At 67.2% G+C, this 15,599-nt stretch carries 17 protein-coding genes and 3 pseudogenes; 10 read left to right on the top strand and 10 right to left on the bottom strand.

All coding sequences use genetic code 11. The features are described 5' to 3' along the window. Window positions 1-159 (top strand): annotated as a pseudogene (locus AB0I79_RS62200) (IS5/IS1182 family transposase); the annotation flags it as partial. Here AB0I79_RS62200 and AB0I79_RS62195 read toward each other — a convergent pair. Next, a complete protein-coding gene (locus AB0I79_RS62195; protein ID WP_357895797.1) occupies window positions 116-793 on the bottom strand; it encodes a DDE-type integrase/transposase/recombinase in 678 nt (225 codons plus the stop codon). The pseudogene AB0I79_RS62200 and the gene AB0I79_RS62195 sit on opposite strands and share 44 nt — an antisense overlap. A gap of 85 nt (window positions 794-878) precedes the next feature. Then, a pseudogene (locus AB0I79_RS62190) lies at window positions 879-1,244 on the bottom strand (helix-turn-helix domain-containing protein); the annotation flags it as partial. 353 nt (window positions 1,245-1,597) lie between these two features. Here AB0I79_RS62190 and AB0I79_RS62185 point away from each other — a divergent pair. The 4 genes from AB0I79_RS62185 to AB0I79_RS62170 all read left to right on the top strand — a co-directional run bounded on the left by AB0I79_RS62185 (window position 1,598) and on the right by AB0I79_RS62170 (window position 6,254). Next, the gene (locus AB0I79_RS62185) at window positions 1,598-3,580 is read left to right on the top strand and encodes a hypothetical protein (RefSeq protein WP_357895794.1); all 1,983 of its coding nucleotides are present in this window, start codon (window positions 1,598-1,600) and stop codon (window positions 3,578-3,580) included. Between the two features lie 330 nt (window positions 3,581-3,910). Next, the gene (locus tag AB0I79_RS62180) at window positions 3,911-4,234 is read left to right on the top strand and encodes a helix-turn-helix transcriptional regulator (protein WP_357895790.1); all 324 of its coding nucleotides are present in this window, start codon (window positions 3,911-3,913) and stop codon (window positions 4,232-4,234) included. A gap of 912 nt (window positions 4,235-5,146) precedes the next feature. Beyond that, window positions 5,147-5,812, top strand: a complete 666-nt coding sequence (locus AB0I79_RS62175) for a hypothetical protein (RefSeq protein ID WP_357895787.1) — start codon at window positions 5,147-5,149, stop codon at window positions 5,810-5,812. A gap of 13 nt (window positions 5,813-5,825) precedes the next feature. Next, complete coding sequence (locus AB0I79_RS62170; protein WP_357895784.1) at window positions 5,826-6,254, top strand: hypothetical protein; 429 nt, start codon at window positions 5,826-5,828, stop codon at window positions 6,252-6,254. A gap of 218 nt (window positions 6,255-6,472) precedes the next feature. Here AB0I79_RS62170 and AB0I79_RS62165 read toward each other — a convergent pair whose 3' ends face one another. After that, window positions 6,473-7,642 (bottom strand): pentapeptide repeat-containing protein, encoded by a 1,170-nt coding sequence (locus AB0I79_RS62165; protein ID WP_357895782.1) that lies wholly within the window; start codon window positions 7,640-7,642, stop codon window positions 6,473-6,475. 192 nt (window positions 7,643-7,834) lie between these two features. Here AB0I79_RS62165 and AB0I79_RS62160 point away from each other — a divergent pair, with 192 nt between their 5' ends. Continuing rightward, entirely contained in the window at window positions 7,835-8,008 is a 174-nt protein-coding gene (locus tag AB0I79_RS62160) for a hypothetical protein (protein ID WP_357895779.1), read from the top strand. After that, on the top strand, window positions 8,005-8,364 hold the full coding sequence (locus tag AB0I79_RS62155) for a hypothetical protein (RefSeq protein WP_357895776.1): 360 nt from the start codon (window positions 8,005-8,007) through the stop codon (window positions 8,362-8,364). The genes AB0I79_RS62160 and AB0I79_RS62155 overlap by 4 nt, the downstream gene beginning before the upstream one ends. Before the next feature lie 179 nt (window positions 8,365-8,543). On the opposite strand, the gene AB0I79_RS62150 is transcribed toward AB0I79_RS62155, so the two are convergent. The 6 genes and pseudogenes from AB0I79_RS62150 to AB0I79_RS62125 form a co-directional block, all read right to left on the bottom strand. Beyond that, window positions 8,544-8,993, bottom strand: a complete 450-nt coding sequence (locus AB0I79_RS62150; RefSeq protein WP_357895773.1) for a bacteriocin fulvocin C-related protein — start codon at window positions 8,991-8,993, stop codon at window positions 8,544-8,546. Window positions 8,994-9,194: 201 nt separating this feature from the next. Then, entirely contained in the window at window positions 9,195-9,701 is a 507-nt protein-coding gene (locus AB0I79_RS62145) for a bacteriocin fulvocin C-related protein (RefSeq protein ID WP_357895770.1), read from the bottom strand. A gap of 808 nt (window positions 9,702-10,509) precedes the next feature. Next, complete coding sequence (locus tag AB0I79_RS62140) at window positions 10,510-10,899, bottom strand: hypothetical protein (RefSeq protein ID WP_357895800.1); 390 nt, start codon at window positions 10,897-10,899, stop codon at window positions 10,510-10,512. 46 nt (window positions 10,900-10,945) lie between these two features. After that, window positions 10,946-11,611 (bottom strand): annotated as a pseudogene (locus AB0I79_RS62135) (IS5 family transposase); the annotation flags it as partial. Window positions 11,612-11,971: 360 nt separating this feature from the next. Beyond that, complete coding sequence (locus AB0I79_RS62130; protein ID WP_357895768.1) at window positions 11,972-12,667, bottom strand: hypothetical protein; 696 nt, start codon at window positions 12,665-12,667, stop codon at window positions 11,972-11,974. Between the two features lie 68 nt (window positions 12,668-12,735). Continuing rightward, complete coding sequence (locus tag AB0I79_RS62125) at window positions 12,736-13,224, bottom strand: hypothetical protein (RefSeq protein ID WP_357895765.1); 489 nt, start codon at window positions 13,222-13,224, stop codon at window positions 12,736-12,738. A 440-nt stretch (window positions 13,225-13,664) separates the two neighbouring features. On the opposite strand from AB0I79_RS62125, the gene AB0I79_RS62120 reads away from it, so the two are divergent. Together AB0I79_RS62120 and AB0I79_RS62115 are read left to right on the top strand one after the other, a co-directional pair. Next, the gene (locus AB0I79_RS62120) at window positions 13,665-13,850 is read left to right on the top strand and encodes a hypothetical protein (protein WP_357895762.1); all 186 of its coding nucleotides are present in this window, start codon (window positions 13,665-13,667) and stop codon (window positions 13,848-13,850) included. 4 nt (window positions 13,851-13,854) lie between these two features. Continuing rightward, window positions 13,855-14,289, top strand: a complete 435-nt coding sequence (locus AB0I79_RS62115; protein ID WP_357895759.1) for an STAS domain-containing protein — start codon at window positions 13,855-13,857, stop codon at window positions 14,287-14,289. 103 nt (window positions 14,290-14,392) lie between these two features. Here the strand turns inward: AB0I79_RS62115 and AB0I79_RS62110 are convergent, their stop codons facing one another. Beyond that, the gene (locus AB0I79_RS62110) at window positions 14,393-14,842 is read right to left on the bottom strand and encodes a hypothetical protein (RefSeq protein ID WP_357895757.1); all 450 of its coding nucleotides are present in this window, start codon (window positions 14,840-14,842) and stop codon (window positions 14,393-14,395) included. 246 nt (window positions 14,843-15,088) lie between these two features. On the opposite strand from AB0I79_RS62110, the gene AB0I79_RS62105 reads away from it, so the two are divergent. Continuing rightward, a complete protein-coding gene (locus AB0I79_RS62105) occupies window positions 15,089-15,523 on the top strand; it encodes a hypothetical protein (protein WP_357895754.1) in 435 nt (144 codons plus the stop codon). Window positions 15,524-15,599 lie beyond the last annotated feature (76 nt).

Genomic DNA, 15,599 nt, shown 5'->3' with positions numbered 1-15,599 from the left:
AAGCAACGCAACCTGGTCGAGCGCTGCATCGGCAAACTCAAGCAATGGCGCGCCATCGCCACCCGCTTCGACAAGCTGGCCAGCCGCTACCTGGCAGGTGTCACCATCGCCTCGCTCATGCTCTGGCTCCGGCAAGCCGAATTGTCAGACACTCCCTAAGGGCGTCGCAGTAGTACTGAACGTGATCGAGCGTGAAACCCGTGCGGGTCAGCGTGCGCCGCTCCACCGGCAAGAAGTCGACCAGGAACGCCGTCTCGCTCGACACCGTCGCGGGACGGCCGCTCTCTGCGACGCCTTGTTCCCACCGCCCGGCCGGCGTCTGCTTCAGCGTGCCGTGCACCTGGCCGTGGTAGACCGTGACCGCCAGCGCCAGCCACTTGTTCAGCTCCGCCAGCGTCAGCACCGCGCTGGCCTGGCTGTCGTACCCGCCGCGCTCGGGGGGGTTGGAGAACGTGGTGCCCGGCAGCTCGTGCACCATCTCCATCATCGTGCCGATGAGCCGCTCGATGATCCCGCCGAAGTGCGGCTGCCCCGGCGGCCGATAACTCTGCTTGATCCCGTGCTGGTCACAGCCCCGCTGTAACGCCTCGCTCGTGAACTCCGCGGCGTTGTCGGTGAAAATCTCGCGCGGCTTACCGCTCATCGGCCAGGCCGCCTCGACCCCGAGCCGCTCCAGCCACGGACGCTTGTCGGTCGCCATATGTGCCAGGCACAATCCCACCGACAACGCCGACGGCGCCTCCAGCGTGACCACCAGACCTACCACGCAGCGGCTGGTCACGTCGATCGCCACCGTCACCTCCACCCGCCGACCGCAGCGCCCGAGCGGCGTCCGCGCCCTGCCGGGCCGTGACCGAGGCCACCGGATCCAGCCGGCCGATCCGCCGCTCCAACGTCCCCCGCGACGGCACCGCCAATCCCCGGATCCGGCACTGCCGGACGACCTCCGCATAGACCGCGCTCACCGTCCGACGCTGCCTGGTCAGATACCGCGACCGGATCACCTCCAGCAGCAGCGCCTCGACCTCCTCCGGCAGCCGACCACGCCCACGGCCACCACTCGAGCGGCGCGGAAGCAGATTAGACGCGACCTGCGAACCCGCCCGCCAACGCTTCAGCAATTCATAGACCTGGCGGCGAGAGATGCCCAGCTGCGTGGCCGCCTCATCCGCTTCCGCGATGCGGACTTGCGGCTCCCACGCCAGTCGGCCGATCACTCCGCCCGGCGGACAGCCACCGACCATTCCGCCGCCGAAGCCGTCAGCACACCCAGCTCCGCCACATCCGCCACGTCGTCGACCATGCCGACCTCACCGTAGTGAACACGAGTTCAGACAAGGCCGACGATAGTGAAGAGGAGTACAGGAATCAGGGGTTTCCGAAGTCCTCTGCAACTGGCCCTATAACCCCTGGACGTCAGTGAGCACGACTTCGAGAGCCGACACACCGTCCGGCGGGTCGGCGCGGCGTGTCAGAACTCCTCATTTCTGCGAATCGCGCATGTGACATAAGGGACGGGCGGGCCTGACGGTTGCAAAGCCGGTGGTGACCTTGGAGCATCTCCTTACCGACGCGTGCGACGTTCCTGGAGCGCCCTGTGATCATCGAGGATCTGTTAGAGCCGGAACGCGCCCTCTGGGAGGCGTTTCCCACATCGCGTCCTGTGGATCTTCCTGGCACGCCTGTTCGGGCTGCGGTCATCACAAAAATGCTGCTCGGCGCCCGGGAACACCTTGCAGGTCAAACGCCTGGCATGCACCTGTCCGGAGCCCTGATCACCGGCCGGTTGGACCTGTCGTACGCCGAGGTTCAACACCCTCTGATCTTGACCAAGTGTGATTTCGAGGAAGCGCCGGTCTTCACCGGAGCCCACACCGGCGTGGTCGACCTCGCCGCCTCCCGGTTGCCCGGACTGAATGCTGCAGATGCCGTGATCGGCGGGGGCCTGCGCCTTGAAGACTGCGTGATTGATGGTCCGGTACAGCTCGGTGGAGCCCACGTGTCCGGGACGATGAATCTCAGCGGCACGGTGATCCACGCAGATCTGGCCGTCCAGGCCGACGGACTGATCGTCGATCGTGATCTTCTGTGTGCGAACGCCGTCGTCGACGGTGAGTTACACATCGTGGGCGCCAGGATCGGCGGGATGATGACCCTGGACGGCGCGCGGGTCGGGCGGTCAGGCGGCTGCAGTCTCACCGCCGAGGGGATCGTCATCGACGGCGGGTTGTCGTGTGGTCACGGCTTCCACTCCTACGGCGAGCTGAGCGTGCAGGACGCCCGGGTGGGACGCAGATGCGCCTTCAGCGGAGCCCGGCTGTCCAACCCCGATGGCATCGCCCTGAACGCGGAAAGGCTCACCATCGAGGGCGGGCTGCTCGTCAATGAGAGCTTCACAGCCGAGGGCGAAGTCCTATTGCGTGGCGCTCACATCGCCGGTTCGCTCTCCTTCGCGCTGGCGAGTCTGGTCAATCCGGGAGGACGCGCGCTGAACGCGCCGCTGATGGAGATCGGCAGCGGGCTGCGAGCCACGCCGGGCTTCGTGGCGACCGGAGAGGTCTTCCTGGACTCCACCCAGGTCCACGGATCGGTCAATGTCGATGGGGGGAAGCTGTCCAACCCGGGTGCGACGGCGCTTTCACTGCGGCGGCTGGGGGTCACCGGCAGGCTCAGCTGTAGCAAGGACTTCAGCGCCGACGGGGAGATCGTGCTCAGCAGCGCCAGAGTCGAGGGCAGCGTGGACTTTCACGGCGCAGCCCTCAGCAACCCCGGTGGTCGGGTTTTGTCCCTGTGGGAGGTGAACGCCGGCGGTGGCATCGACTGCTGCGAAGGCTTCACGGCCGAGGGAGCCCTCTCAATCAGAAATTCCCGGATCGCCGCCACACTGTGCTTTGCGGAGAGCACCATCGACGGCGAGCTGCACCTACGTGGCGTCGAAGCGGCTTCGCTGAAGATCGGGCCCCAGACCGTACTGCTGGGCACCGTCGACCTTCGCCACGCCCGAGTCGGCGTGCTCGATGACGTTCCCGGCCAGTGGCCCGCCCACTTGCTGATGAATGGCTTCACCTACGACAGCCTGGAGGCTCCCCTGCCTGTCCAGGAGCGCCTTGACTGGCTGGCCAAGGAGGCCTACCAGCCCCAACCGTATGAGCAGTTGGCCACGGTCTACCGCAGGCATGGCCACGATGAGGCCGCTCGGGACGTGCTGCTGGCCAAACAGCGTCGCCGTCGCAGCGGGCAACGGCTCGGGGCACGGCTATGGGGGTACCTGCAAGACTGGACCGTTGGGTACGGCTACCGCCCATTCCGCGCCGCGTTCTTGCTCGCAGCCCTTCTCCTCCTTGGCACGGTCGTTTTCACCGTCCACCAGCCACCGGCCTTCAAACCAGGCGAGGCGCCCCCCTTCAACGCCTTCCTCTACGCCCTGGACCTTCTCCTCCCGATCATCAGCTTCGGACAGGAGACAGCCTTCGGCCCGCGCGGCTTACAGCAATGGCTCGCCGCCGCGATGATCACTGCGGGGTGGATCCTTGCAACCACCATCGTGGCAGGCCTCACTCGCGCGCTCTCCCGCCAATAACCCGGCCAGAAGCATTGACCTCGGCACCCTAGCTCCAGCCGCAGCCGGGTGTTCGGGCCGCGTCACGCGCTGCACCGCCTCGACGAACAAGGCATCGAACTCGGCCACGACCAGCGACTGCTCGGCGGTCGGCAGCGTGCAAGCCGAAAGTGGCCACCCCAGGTCAAAGGCAACGTTGTGTGTCATACCTCGACGGTGAACCTGTACGTAGGTACCGGATACAAGTCCCTATCGCGTAGCGCCAAAATTCGGTCCGATCCTCCCCGAAGGCCAAGAGGCCTGGCTCGCCGGGCAGCAACGAGCCGCCGACCGGTTGAAGGGATTGATCCCATGAAGTGGAACCTGCGCCTGGCCGCCGCCAACCGCGGCGTCTGGAAGGCCAGCGAGCTGCAGCGTCTGCTCGCCGAACGCGGCATGGTGATCAGCGCCGGGAAGATGTCCGGCCTGTGGTCGGGCCATCCGGCCAGCGTCAAGCTGGAGGATCTGGACGTCATCTGCGCTGTGCTCGGCTGCGGCATCGCAGAGCTGCTGATCCCCGAACCGGAGCTCGTGCCCGCTCCTGCCGAAAGCGGCCAGGCCCGCGTCACAGCGGTGGGCGAGACCCCTGTGGTGACGCCCAAGCGTCGGGACGGACGGTCGCTGCCACCTGCCTGATGGGCGTCATCTCCCCGACCAAACCGGCCGCGACCTGCGTGGGCTGCTATGCCTGGGGCGTGCTCCCGGGCCGATACTGCCGCGCCTGCTACACCTTCGGCCAGCTCCACCCGGTCGGCGAGTGCGCAAGCTGCCACCGAGCAGTCCCGATCAAGAAGGGGTACTGCCGGCTGTGCTGGCTACAAGCCAGCCTGGAGGCCAAAGACCAGGTCACCGTGCTGGAACCGTTCCTATGCAGGCTCACCTGCCAGCAACTGTTCCTCAGCAATATGCACCGGCAGCGATCCCAAGGCCCCGGGCCGCGCATCGGACGGCAGGGACGCCGACGCCTCCGTCCTCAACCGCCGCCTGCTGAACCAGTAACCGCACCTGTCTGCTGGACTCAGCTACGGCTGCCCATCGCATCGCATCGCGACTACACCAGATTCAACCGACGCCGGCACGCCGACCCGACCAATCCGGCCTTGCGCGCGGCCCGCGCGGCGGCGGTTACTCTTGCCGAGGCTCGGGGCTGGACCCGGCGGGTCATCAGTGATGTCGACCGGGCCCTGGTCGTGCTGCTGTCCACCCACACTGCCGACGACATGATCCGCTTCTCGGAGCTGTTTCCTGCGCTGCGTCATCACGGCCTCAGCATCGGACGCACCATGGAGGTGCTCGCCCGCATCGGCCTGCTCGACGACGACCGTGTCCCCGCCTTCGACCGCTGGCTGGCCGGCAAGCTGAGCGGCCTCGCTCCCGGCATCGCCGCCGACGTCGAGGCATGGGCCCACCTCCTGCACGAGGGCGGGCCGCGCCAGCGAGCGCGCAGCATCCAGACCGTCTGGATGCTACCTCACCGAGATCCAGCCCGTCCTGCTCGCCTGGTCAGGCACCTACGATCACCTTCGCGAGGTCACCCGCGACGACATCGTGGCCATCAAGGACACCCTGCAGGGCGCCAAACGGGAGAACACCATCGTGGCGCTGCGCTCGCTCATGCGCTTTTGCAGGAAAACCGGACGGATCTTTCGCGACCCCACCCTCCGCATCCGCATCGCCCGCCGGCCGGACAAGGTGATCCTCCCCCTCGCCTCCGGCGAGATCGACCGCGCCGTCGCCGCCGCGACGACCCCGGCGATCCGCCTCATTCTCGCCCTGGCTGCCATCCACGCGGCGCGGCCCAAGATGATTCGCGACCTGCGGCTCGACGACATCGACCTGGGCAACCATCGCATCACCATCGGCGGTCACCCTCGGCCCCTCGACGAGCTCACCCGTCGAGCACTCCTCGCCTGGCTGGGCTACCGGCGCAGCCGCTGGCCGAACACCGCCAACCCCCACCTGCTGCTCACTCAGCACTCCGCGATGGCGAACTCCCCGGTGGGCAAGCTCTGGGTCACCAACGCCGTCCGGGGCCTGACCGCCACCCTGGAACGCCTTCGCATCGACCGCCAACTCGAAGAGGTTCTGACCCGCGGCCCCGATCCCCTACATTTGGCCACCATGTTCGGCATCGACGACAAGACCGCCATCCGCTACGCCAACGCCGCCCGCCACCTCCTGCAGACCACTGCGGAAACGCCCGAACCACCGTGACACCATAGGCGTCATGATCTCCGGTGATGAGCTCGTCAGCCGAAGGCTGCTCCAGGTGACGGTGTCCTGGCACGCCCACACCAGCGACGATCAAGCCTCACTGGTGCACATGTGGTTACACATGAGCGATCTCGGCCCGGTCCGCGTTCACACCGCCCCCGACGCCTCACTCGAGCTGACGCTCGATCAACCACACAACTCCTATGACATGGACGAGTACGGCCAGGTCACCGTCGGTCCCGCCACAGAGGACTTTCTGATGAGCCGATTCATCGGCCAGTCGATCCGAGCCGTTCACCGCATCATCGACCACCGGATCGAGACCGAGATCGGCCTCCGACTCGAACTCGATCACGGAGAGGTGCGCATCCTCAATCTGGGCGACGACCTGGTCATCACCGACACTGCTCTGCCGGAGGCGCTCGAAGCCGCTCTCCGCTGACACTTTTCGCAACGTTCAATGCGCCGAACCCGCGAGGCGAACAGGCCTTGAGATGCCGAACTCACGTGAGTTCCCGCTGAAGAACCTTCAGTTCGCGTGAACTCTGGGCTTTCTAGGCCCTCCACTCGGGTCAGCGCGATGAGCCCCAAAGTAAGGGGTACGGTACTGGCGGAGCACCGCGTCCCGGCGGTTCTGGGCGCGAACATGGCGGGATTATGTCAACCGCCCGCCGCTGCGTCCGGACCGTCTTCCACCGCCTGGCCGCCGTCCGGCGCCGCGGCCAGACGCAGCGTCTCCCACCCGTCCAGTCCCGACGCCACCTGCCAGGCGCTAGGCCACTCCCGCCGTACGCCCTCGGCCACCGGCGCCAGGCGCACGCCGATCAGACTCGCTGCCTCCAGCCCTGTCGCCCCGTTGAACCCGGCGCCACTGGCGAAGGTCGCCTTGTCGAACAAGGCGCCACTGGAGAAGACCGCCCCGCCAAACTCGGTGTCGCCGGAGAAGGCCACTTTGCGGAACCGGGTGTTGCTGGAGAAGGTCGCCGCGCGGAACCCAGCGCAGCCACAGAAGACTGCCTCGTCAAACACGGCAAGACCGGAAAAGGACGCCCCATCGAACCGGGCGTCGCGGGAGAAGAACACCCCACCGAATGTGGCGTCGCCGGAGAATGCCGCGTCCTGAAAGTCGACATTGCCGACACGACAGGCGCTGAGGCTGAAGTCGATGAGGACGGCACCGGTGAGGTCGAGACGGATGTCGGGCCAGTGGCGCGGGTTGGGATCGATGTGACCCGCTGGCCACCAGCGGCGTGGGGCTGGGGAGTCGTCGTAGCGGAGATGGGCGGTGACAATGCGCTGAGCCGTCAGGCGAACCTCGTGTTCCTCCTGAGGATCGCGCTTGATGCTGGGTGAGGATCGATCCGCCACGCCGCCGATGGCCGCACGAGGCACGCCAGGATCGAGATCCTGGCGATCGTCCTGCGGTAGTTGGTAAGGCATGCGCAGGTAGGAACAGATCACATTCACGATGGTCTGGCGCAGGGCCGGGGTGTCCTGGGCCAGGCGTTCTAGGGCGTACAGGCCGGCCAGCCGGACCGGTGCCTGGTCGTTGCCGAGTTGGTCGGCGGCTTTGGTGTACAGCTCGGTCACCCGACGCTCGGCGGCGTCGTGCGTGGTGTGCGCGGTGGCCAGCTCCTGGTGGCGCTGCCGCCGGACGGCGAGCATCAGCGTCACCGCGGCGCCGACGCCGGCCGCGGCCGCCAGCGCGGTCCGGGCCGCCGCGATCCGGGCTGAAATCTGCTCGGCGATGGGCAGCTTGTCCAGGTCCTGCAGCAGCCACTCGGTGGTGGCCCACGCCGCTGCGCCGATCAGCAGCGCGGTCGGGAGCACCCACCACCACATCGAGCGTGGCGATCGCAGCTCGGGTGGGCGGGTGGACGGCTGGGGAGAGCGGGGGAGGAGACTCATGACCCATTCCATCCCGCCGTACCGCTGTTGCCGAGGCGAATGCCCCAAATCGTGATCAGACCGCTCGCGGCCTGCGGTAACGCTTCTACTTTGGGGCTCATCGCGTCAACCCGAGTGGAGGGCCGTGCCTGCTGGCGCTTCGCCACGCACCTGGACCTGCTGGCGCACCAGCTCGGCGAAGCCGCGCTCGAATCCGGCGAACGTGAGCACCTGGCCGACGCGCTGGCGGCGGTGCGCCGTTCGGTCGACGTGGTGAGCGCGGCCACGGTCGAAGGGCAGGGCGCATGAGCAAGCTCACCCGCGTTCTCGTGCGGCTGAATCTCATCGATCCGAGCCCGGTCGATGTCCAGTGGTTCGTCCGGCGGATGGCGCTGCGGGCCGCGGTGTGCGGAATGCTCGAGCACCACCACGACCCCAAGGCCGACCAGGCCAGGCGCCAGTACGACAAGGCCGTCGGGGCGGCATTCCGGCACACCAGGCTGGCCTCGGACCGACCCCTGCAGCGGGACCTGGTCGAGTCGGTCGTGGGGATGCGGGAGGCGCTGGAGATGATCCGAGAGTTCACCATGAGTGGTGCGCTGCCGCCTGCCGACGACGATCCGTTCGCCGACGTGCTCCGCTCCGGGGATGGCTCCACACCCTAGAAAGGGGCCCCGATCATACGCCCGCCAAGCGCCACCCCGTGATCACTCAAAGTGTCGGAGAACTGTCGGTCTACGTGAGCACGCGGGGCAGGTGCGACTCCCAACGTGCACGGTGCGCGAGGGCAGCGTGACGCTCCCGGTGGCGATGCTTTCGAAGGGGCAGATCGGTTGTGAGGACTTTAGCTCCTGCGCAGGCGGCACGAACCCGAGGGTTCAGACGGCCCAAGGGTGGAGAGCAGATCGTGCGCTTGATCATGCCCGAATGCCTCCACAGCTCTTTGGTGGAGATCCATGACCTTGTCTCGGATGACTGCCGCCTCCATGCTGTCCGGGCGATGGACTGCCTCATCCCCGACAATCACCTGCGCATCCGCTAGAACCTGTCTCTGTTGAGTTGAGAGGCCTGGGTGAGCGCTGAGATATTGCGTGATTTGCTCTGTCCATAAACGTGACCTCACTGCTGGAGGGAGCTCCTGGTAAATCGCTCGACGGTAAGCGATGCTAAATCTGCTGAAGTCAGCATAGGTGTGTGGCAGGTTGTGCTTGTTGGCCTGCACCCAGGCGTAGCACTGCGCATCGTCCTCACTCGGCTCTGGTACGTCGCCCGCCCAAGCTCCGTGATTCGCCATGCCGTCATGTTCGCCCAGAATCGGGGATTTGGAAAGGCGTCAAGATCGGAGCTTCGGTGGTGGAAAGACGCCGGGTCTGCGGCATGCGACGGGCCGCCCGCTGCGCGACATCGACGAGGGGCTCCGGGCCTGGGCAAGCAGACCTTCAGCTAATTCGCAGCGCAGCAGCCCTTAAGGGTATCCCATGGGCGCCATTGATGATCACCAGTACAGACAGCCACCGTTGCACGGTGTGACCCAGAGAGGGCCGCACCCTGCAGTAACGTAGCGGCAATCGACCGTAGGCGGCTCATAGCACTTACCGCCACCACCGCAGAAGTCGAATGTGGTGTTGCAATGGCATTGAATGATAGGGGCGGCGAGCTCGGACGGCCCTAGCGTGGCGAAGACAGCGCCAGCCTCGTCCTTCCCAAACTCGGCGATTGATGCACTTGTCAGGTGGCTTAGTCTTGCCTGCAGTTCTGGCGTGGTTACCTTCGCGGGATCATGGACAGTCGCATCCCTCGCCAGCGATTGGGCCTCAGCGACGACTTGCTGCTGGGCGCTTGACAGTTGCGGGCGAGTGCGGAGATAGGCCTTGAAGTGCTCATCCCACAGATGCGCCTTATCCGACGCGGTCAGCTCCTGATACACCGCTTGACGATAGGGCATGCTGAGTTTGGAGAACTCGGGATACATCTTCGGGAGCTGATCCTTGTTGGCCTGCACCCAAGCGCGAACCTTGTTGTAGTCGTCCGCCAGCGCTGGTGTCCTCCCACTCACAACGATGCCGAAAGCTACTACAGCCCAGCACCAACCTTGAGGAATGTTCTGCGGCTGCGACCCTGCTCGCGAGGTTCTATCCCCCTTTGGCGCTGCCTCAGATCGGCAAGGGCTCGGAACAGGGCGATGGTAGAACGTAGACCGAGTTGGCCGAACAGGCGGACTCCGAGCGCTCGGCCGGTCCAGGCACTGATGCTGTCTCCGTTAATGCGGATGAGCGTGGGTGCCCACGGGGCGAGTGCCCCAATGGCCTGCGATCGCCATTGCTGGACTTCCGGGTCTGCAAGCGGGCGTATCTCGATTTTTCCCTTAGCCGCATCTCTGGTCGCTTCGGCAAGCTCATTGCAGCGCATACAGGAAGCGTCGAAGGCGAGAATCAAGCGCAGGCGAGATCCGGCTGTCATAAGAATCTCCTACTTATTTATGCCTCGCGGATGTCTACCGCGGCGAGCGTGCGGCATAGCGTACGGATTATCGAGCACCGTCATTTCATGGGGCGTAGAACACCAGCTCGCTGCCTCAGGATGGAATCGGGCGGCGAGTCGACTCCCCACAACAGAGATCTCTGAAAGAGAGAAGACCACATCTATCCACCTGTGTCGAGCCTTTCAGCCTCGCTTCCATTTGTGGAAATACCAATTTTCGAAAGGGCGCCCTCTCGCGACATAGGTGTGTAGTGAGAGGATCACACAGGGGCATGGTTGTCAGCCTCGAAGCGGTGCAGAGACATCCCTAAGAGCCTGCTGACAAAGGCTTAAGTGCTGGCGGGCGTGGGCCCGTAGAGAGCCGGTCCGAGCTTGTTGATGTAGCCCTGGTGGGACCATTGGGATAGCTGAACGCGGAAGCTGTTGACGTTCTCGATCTTGAGGATGGCGGCCAGCTCGCTGCCTCGCCAGACTCGCCACGGCTGAGCGGCCAGCAGTTGCAGGACCTTGCCGCGCCGGTCGGGGCTGGACAAGACCGGTAGCGGCGGCGGGCCGCTCCAGCGGCTTGGGGATGGCAGGCCTGCCAGCTCGCGTGTCAGGCGGCGGGTCATCTGGTGCACGGTGGCCCACCAGATCATGGCCTCGTGATGGGCAGGCTTGCGTTCGTAGATCCGCGCCAGGCGGCGGTAGCGGACCAGCCAGGCGAACGTTCTTTCCACCACCCACCGGCGGCAGCACCACGAAGCCGCGCAGGTCGTCGCTGCGCTTGACGATCGTGACCGCCAGGCCGAGGACCTGCCGGGCCCAGACCTGCAGCCGTCCGGCGTAGCCGCCGTCGGCCCAGACCAGGCCGATGGTGGAGAACTTCTCGCGCAGCAGCGCCAGGACCGGATGCGCGCCGTCGCGGTCCTGCACGGACGCGGCGGTGACGATCACGCACAACAGCAGCCCGAGGGTGTCTACCACGACGTGCCGTTTCTGCCCCTTCAGCTTCTTGCCCGCGTCGTACCCGCAGGCCGCCGCCCCGACGGTCTCGGCCGCCCGGACGGTCTGGGAGTCGACACACCCAGCCGTCGGCAGCTCACGCCGGCCGGCCAGGACACGCAGCCGCCCGCGCAGCCGCGCGGCCAGCTGTTCCGGCAGACCACGCCGCGACCAGCGCAGGAAGAACGCATACACCGCCTCGTGCGGCGGGAAGTCGACCGGCAGGGCCCGCCACTCGATCCCGTACCGGGTCACATAGCCGATCCCGTCCAGCACAGCTCGCAGGTCGTGCACCATCGGCCGGCCCGCGACCGCGACCAGCTCGGCCATCACGCCCCGCGCCTCGCCCTCCAGCACCAACCACTCGGCATCGGTCAGATCCGACGGATATGCCGGTTTCCGGCCGCGACATCCGCACCCCGGTGAGGCGCAACCGCTGGCGTTCACGGCCACGGGCGTGTAGACAGACAACTACGGGCTCCTGGCCGCTGAGCTGCTTAGACAACACCTCAGCTACCGGGAGCCCGCTCGCGTTCACGGGTCAACAGCCCAATCATGACCACAGCACGGCGCTCTTCTGACCCGAGCCCCAACACCAAATCCCTTTGTCAGCAGGCTCTAAGGCACGTTGGCTGACGGTGGGCCCGGGTGCGCTGGCAGACGGGGCCGTGCTGACGCTCCAGAGTGAGTCGGCGTAGCGCACAGTTCAGCATCGCAATCATGTCCTCCCCCGCCGCAGCCATAGGAGCTCCATGCCGCTGGATCGGTTGCCCGGGCGTACGGCCCTGTGACCACGCCAACGCCTGGTCACCCAGGGGCGCTTGGCGGCGGCGTGGGCCACTCCTGCAGCTGCGGACTGTCTGGCCAGACGGGGAAGGGGTGTTGCTCGATCTCCACGAGCAAGGCCGGAACGTCCTCGCCCGAGCCGGTGGCGTCGTCGGACGCGGCGCCGGTCTCCTGTTCCTCCACGGCTTGTGCCTCGGCTTGCGCCGTTCTGATGGCCACGGCCAGGTCCATCACGGACTGCCAGGCCGGCCCGTACCGAGCCTGTGCAGCAGCGACGGGATTAGGCATCAGTCCGCTGGAAGCGGGTGGTGCGCTGGCAGGACCTGGTTGTTCCGGCACCGGCTCGATCACGGGCGGCACCTGCTGCCACGGCACGCCGAACCGGCAGGACAAGTGCTCGGCGCAGATGTCGTCCAGAGCTGATGGAAGGTGCTCGGTGAAGGAGTCGTCGGAGGCAGGGGCAGCCGGGGAGGTGCCCGGCGGTTCTGTGGGCGGCGCGGCCGTGCTGGTGATCTTCGCGATGGCCTCGGGGTGACCGGTTTCGGCGGCGAGCTGGTAGAAGCAGCGGGCGATGCCGGCTCTGGCGGGGCCGCCCGCCTCCAGGTCGCAGCCGTGCTGGTAGGCGACGTCGGCGGCCTGCAGGCGCAGGTCGTCGGCGTCCTGCAGTGCTCGCGCGGCTTCGTGGCCGGCGTCGACGGCACGGCGGAGCCAGCCCATGCCGTCGTGGCCCCAGCCGCGCAGCAGGGTGAACAGCGCCAGGTGAAAGCAGGCGTCAGCGTCGCCGTTCAGGGCCCTGCGGTGCGGGTCAGCCGAGCGGCGACACGGCCGTGGATGTCGAGGTAGCACTGGATGATCTCATCGGCGGTCAGCCGATCAGCAGACAGCATCGTGGCGGGGCCGGCCAAGGCAGGAAGGACGGCGGCTCGACCGTCCGGGGCGGTGAGCGGCCGGTCACCCTGCCGGGCGTGGAGCAAGCGGGTCCTCCAGATCTCCATGTCCATGGGGCCGAGGTCCAAGTTCCCGTCCCGGGCCGCCTCATGGCATGCCGCGACGTAGGAGACCACCCAGCTCCACGGAGGCAGACGACGCCGTTTGCCGCTGAGGATCTCCTGGGTGGTGCTGGCGGCGAGCTCGCGCCCCTCCCTGCCGTTGGGCAGCGGATTGCGAGACAACTTGCGCAGCTGGGACAGGGGCGGCTTGCCGGCCTGGTCCCTCAGCTCATTGAGCTGGTCGATGAAAGCGCGATGTGAGGCGCTTTGCTCTTGGGTCATCACTTGGTCGATTCGTGATCTTTGATGGGGGGGAGTCACGCCGTGATTAGAGGGATCTACGAATCGTGACGGCAGTCATGTTGCCACCGATACGGGGCAAGCCGCCTGCCGATCACCCATTCGAGGTTGTTCGACATGGTCTGCAGAACGGCAGGCCATGCCCGTACCGGCAGGTTCAGGTGGATCTCGACGAGCATCGAAGGAAACCGAACGAAGCCGAACGTCCTTCCGACTCCGGCACCAGGCCGCCCGGGAGGCGTTCGGCTTCGTTCCCGTTCGCACTGGCGTCTGGCGTGCCGCATCGACATCGTTCGACCCTGTTTGAACCGCTGGTGACGGCACGCCGAGAGCAGGCAAGGTCATCGTCGCCGTCCCGCATGCGTGCATCACGGGACGGCGCGCCCGATGACCTTGCCCCCCTTCACAACGCCGTGAGGAACGCCATGAACAACACCCGGGGACTCTGGATGGCCGTGATCGTCACCGCCGGTCTCATCGTCGCCTTCGCCGGCGGCGGCCTGGCCTGGCTCGGCGGCACCCCCGCACCGCTGGCCGTGCTGGCCGGCTTCGCCGGCTTCGTCAGCCTCGCCGTGGCCGTCATGACGTTCCTGACGCGCGTCCAGGATTGACCCCGTGGCCGCCGTCGACCGTTCCCATCCCGCCAGAAGGTCCACCCGCTGCCGGAAAGCCGCGATGAGCCCGCCCACGTTCGCCTGCCAGCACATGCCCGGCGTCACTGTGATCTCGGTGGCCGGCGACCTGGAAGCCGCCAACGCCGACCAGCTCGACGCCTTCATCACCCGCACCCGCCGCCGGCCCGGCGACCACGTGGTGCTCGACCTGAGCGAGGTGCCGTTCGTGGGCCAGGCCGGCCTGCGCGTGCTGCTCAACGTCCGCGCCCTGGTCCGCAGGCACGGCGGCGACCTGCATCTGGCCGCCCTGCAGGAATCACCCGCCCGCGTGCTGAATGCCACCGGTGCCACACCCGTGCTGACCGTCCACCACAGTGTGCAGCAGGCCATCCTCACGGCCCTGCACGCCAGCCACGGCCCGCGGAACAAGCCATAGCCGCTGCCCCCGTGGTGCAGGAAGCCCCGGGCTCCATCGTCGAGGGCCGCGGTAAGGGAGGGCAGGCCGGGCCTGGGCGTCAGGGACGACGACGAGATCGCGCTCAGGCAGCGCCGCCGCGCTCGTTGAGCCCGTCGTCCATCCACCCGGTGGTGAGGATCACCGGCAGGCTGACCACGACGGCGATCGCGACGACCGGCGCCAGGACGTGCAGCATCAGCGCCCAGAGGCTGAATGTGTCGGCGACCCAGGGCAGGTGGGGCCAGCCGCACAGCACGAGCATCACCGCGAGGAAGATCCGCTCGGTCCGTATCAGCGTCGGCGAGCGGGTCGGCTGACCGCGCGTGATCAGGTAGACGCGGGCGCCGAACACGGCCAGGACGAGCAGCGACATCGCCGGTCCGATCAGCCACCCGGTTACCCATGCGCGCGTCCAAGGGGCGGACCCATCTGCGGCGATGCCTTGAATTTCGACGCTGGTCCAGGCCATCGCCAGCGTCAACACAATCATTCCTGCGGTTGCCAGCCGGGCGGCGGCGTTGGCGGGGGTCATGCGGCCACCTCAGCACACGCGGGGCGCTCGCCGAAAGACGATGCTGGCGGGCCGCGCGGACAGGCTTACGCGCCTCGCGCGCGACGGGTCATGTACCACTCTCCCCGCCGCAGGCCCCGCCCCGCGCGCGGACGGACGGAGGTCTCGCGGACCCTGGTGGGAGAGGAAGCGTCAGGCCGCACTGGGCGCTGCACGACGCTGGCGGGGCCCGTAGGGCCTGCGGCTACAGCAAGTGCGAGCGGCCGCGTGGTCTACACCGGCTCCGGCCGCCCCCGCGAGTACTGCGGCCCTCCGGACCGCGTCTGGGACGACGGCAAGACCTGCAAGCAGAAGGCCCAGGAAGAGCGCCGGGCCGCGCACGCCGCCGGTGTCGACGGAGCGTTGGACCTGTTCGACGCCGCGGCCGCGCCGGTGCTGACGGCCACCGGCACGCTCAGCGCCGGCCTGGATGAGCTGCAGCAAGCCCTGCAGGCCCACGCCGAGGCCCTGGGTGCCGTACGCGAGGGCGCGCTGGCCCGCGTCCGCGCCGCCGAGACTGCGGCGGCCGCCGCGCACACCACCGCGGCGGCGGCAGAAGCCGAGCGTGACCGCGCCGTGCGGGCGGCGGCCGCCGCCGAGCGTGAGCGTGAGCAGGCGATGGAGGCCAAGCGCGTCGCCGAGCGCCTAGTAGTACTTTGTTAGTTCGTTAGGGTGGGCGCTGATGGCAGGTGGGACAGCGTCCACTCCAGGTGGCTAACAACACCTGGAGAACGGCCAG

Origin of the sequence: Nonomuraea sp. NPDC050202, from assembly GCF_040656115.1 — a bacterium.
In the GTDB taxonomy this organism is placed as follows: domain Bacteria; phylum Actinomycetota; class Actinomycetes; order Streptosporangiales; family Streptosporangiaceae; genus Nonomuraea.
The sequence above is the reverse complement of the archived record's forward strand: the minus strand, read 5'-3'. Positions and strand labels throughout refer to the sequence as shown.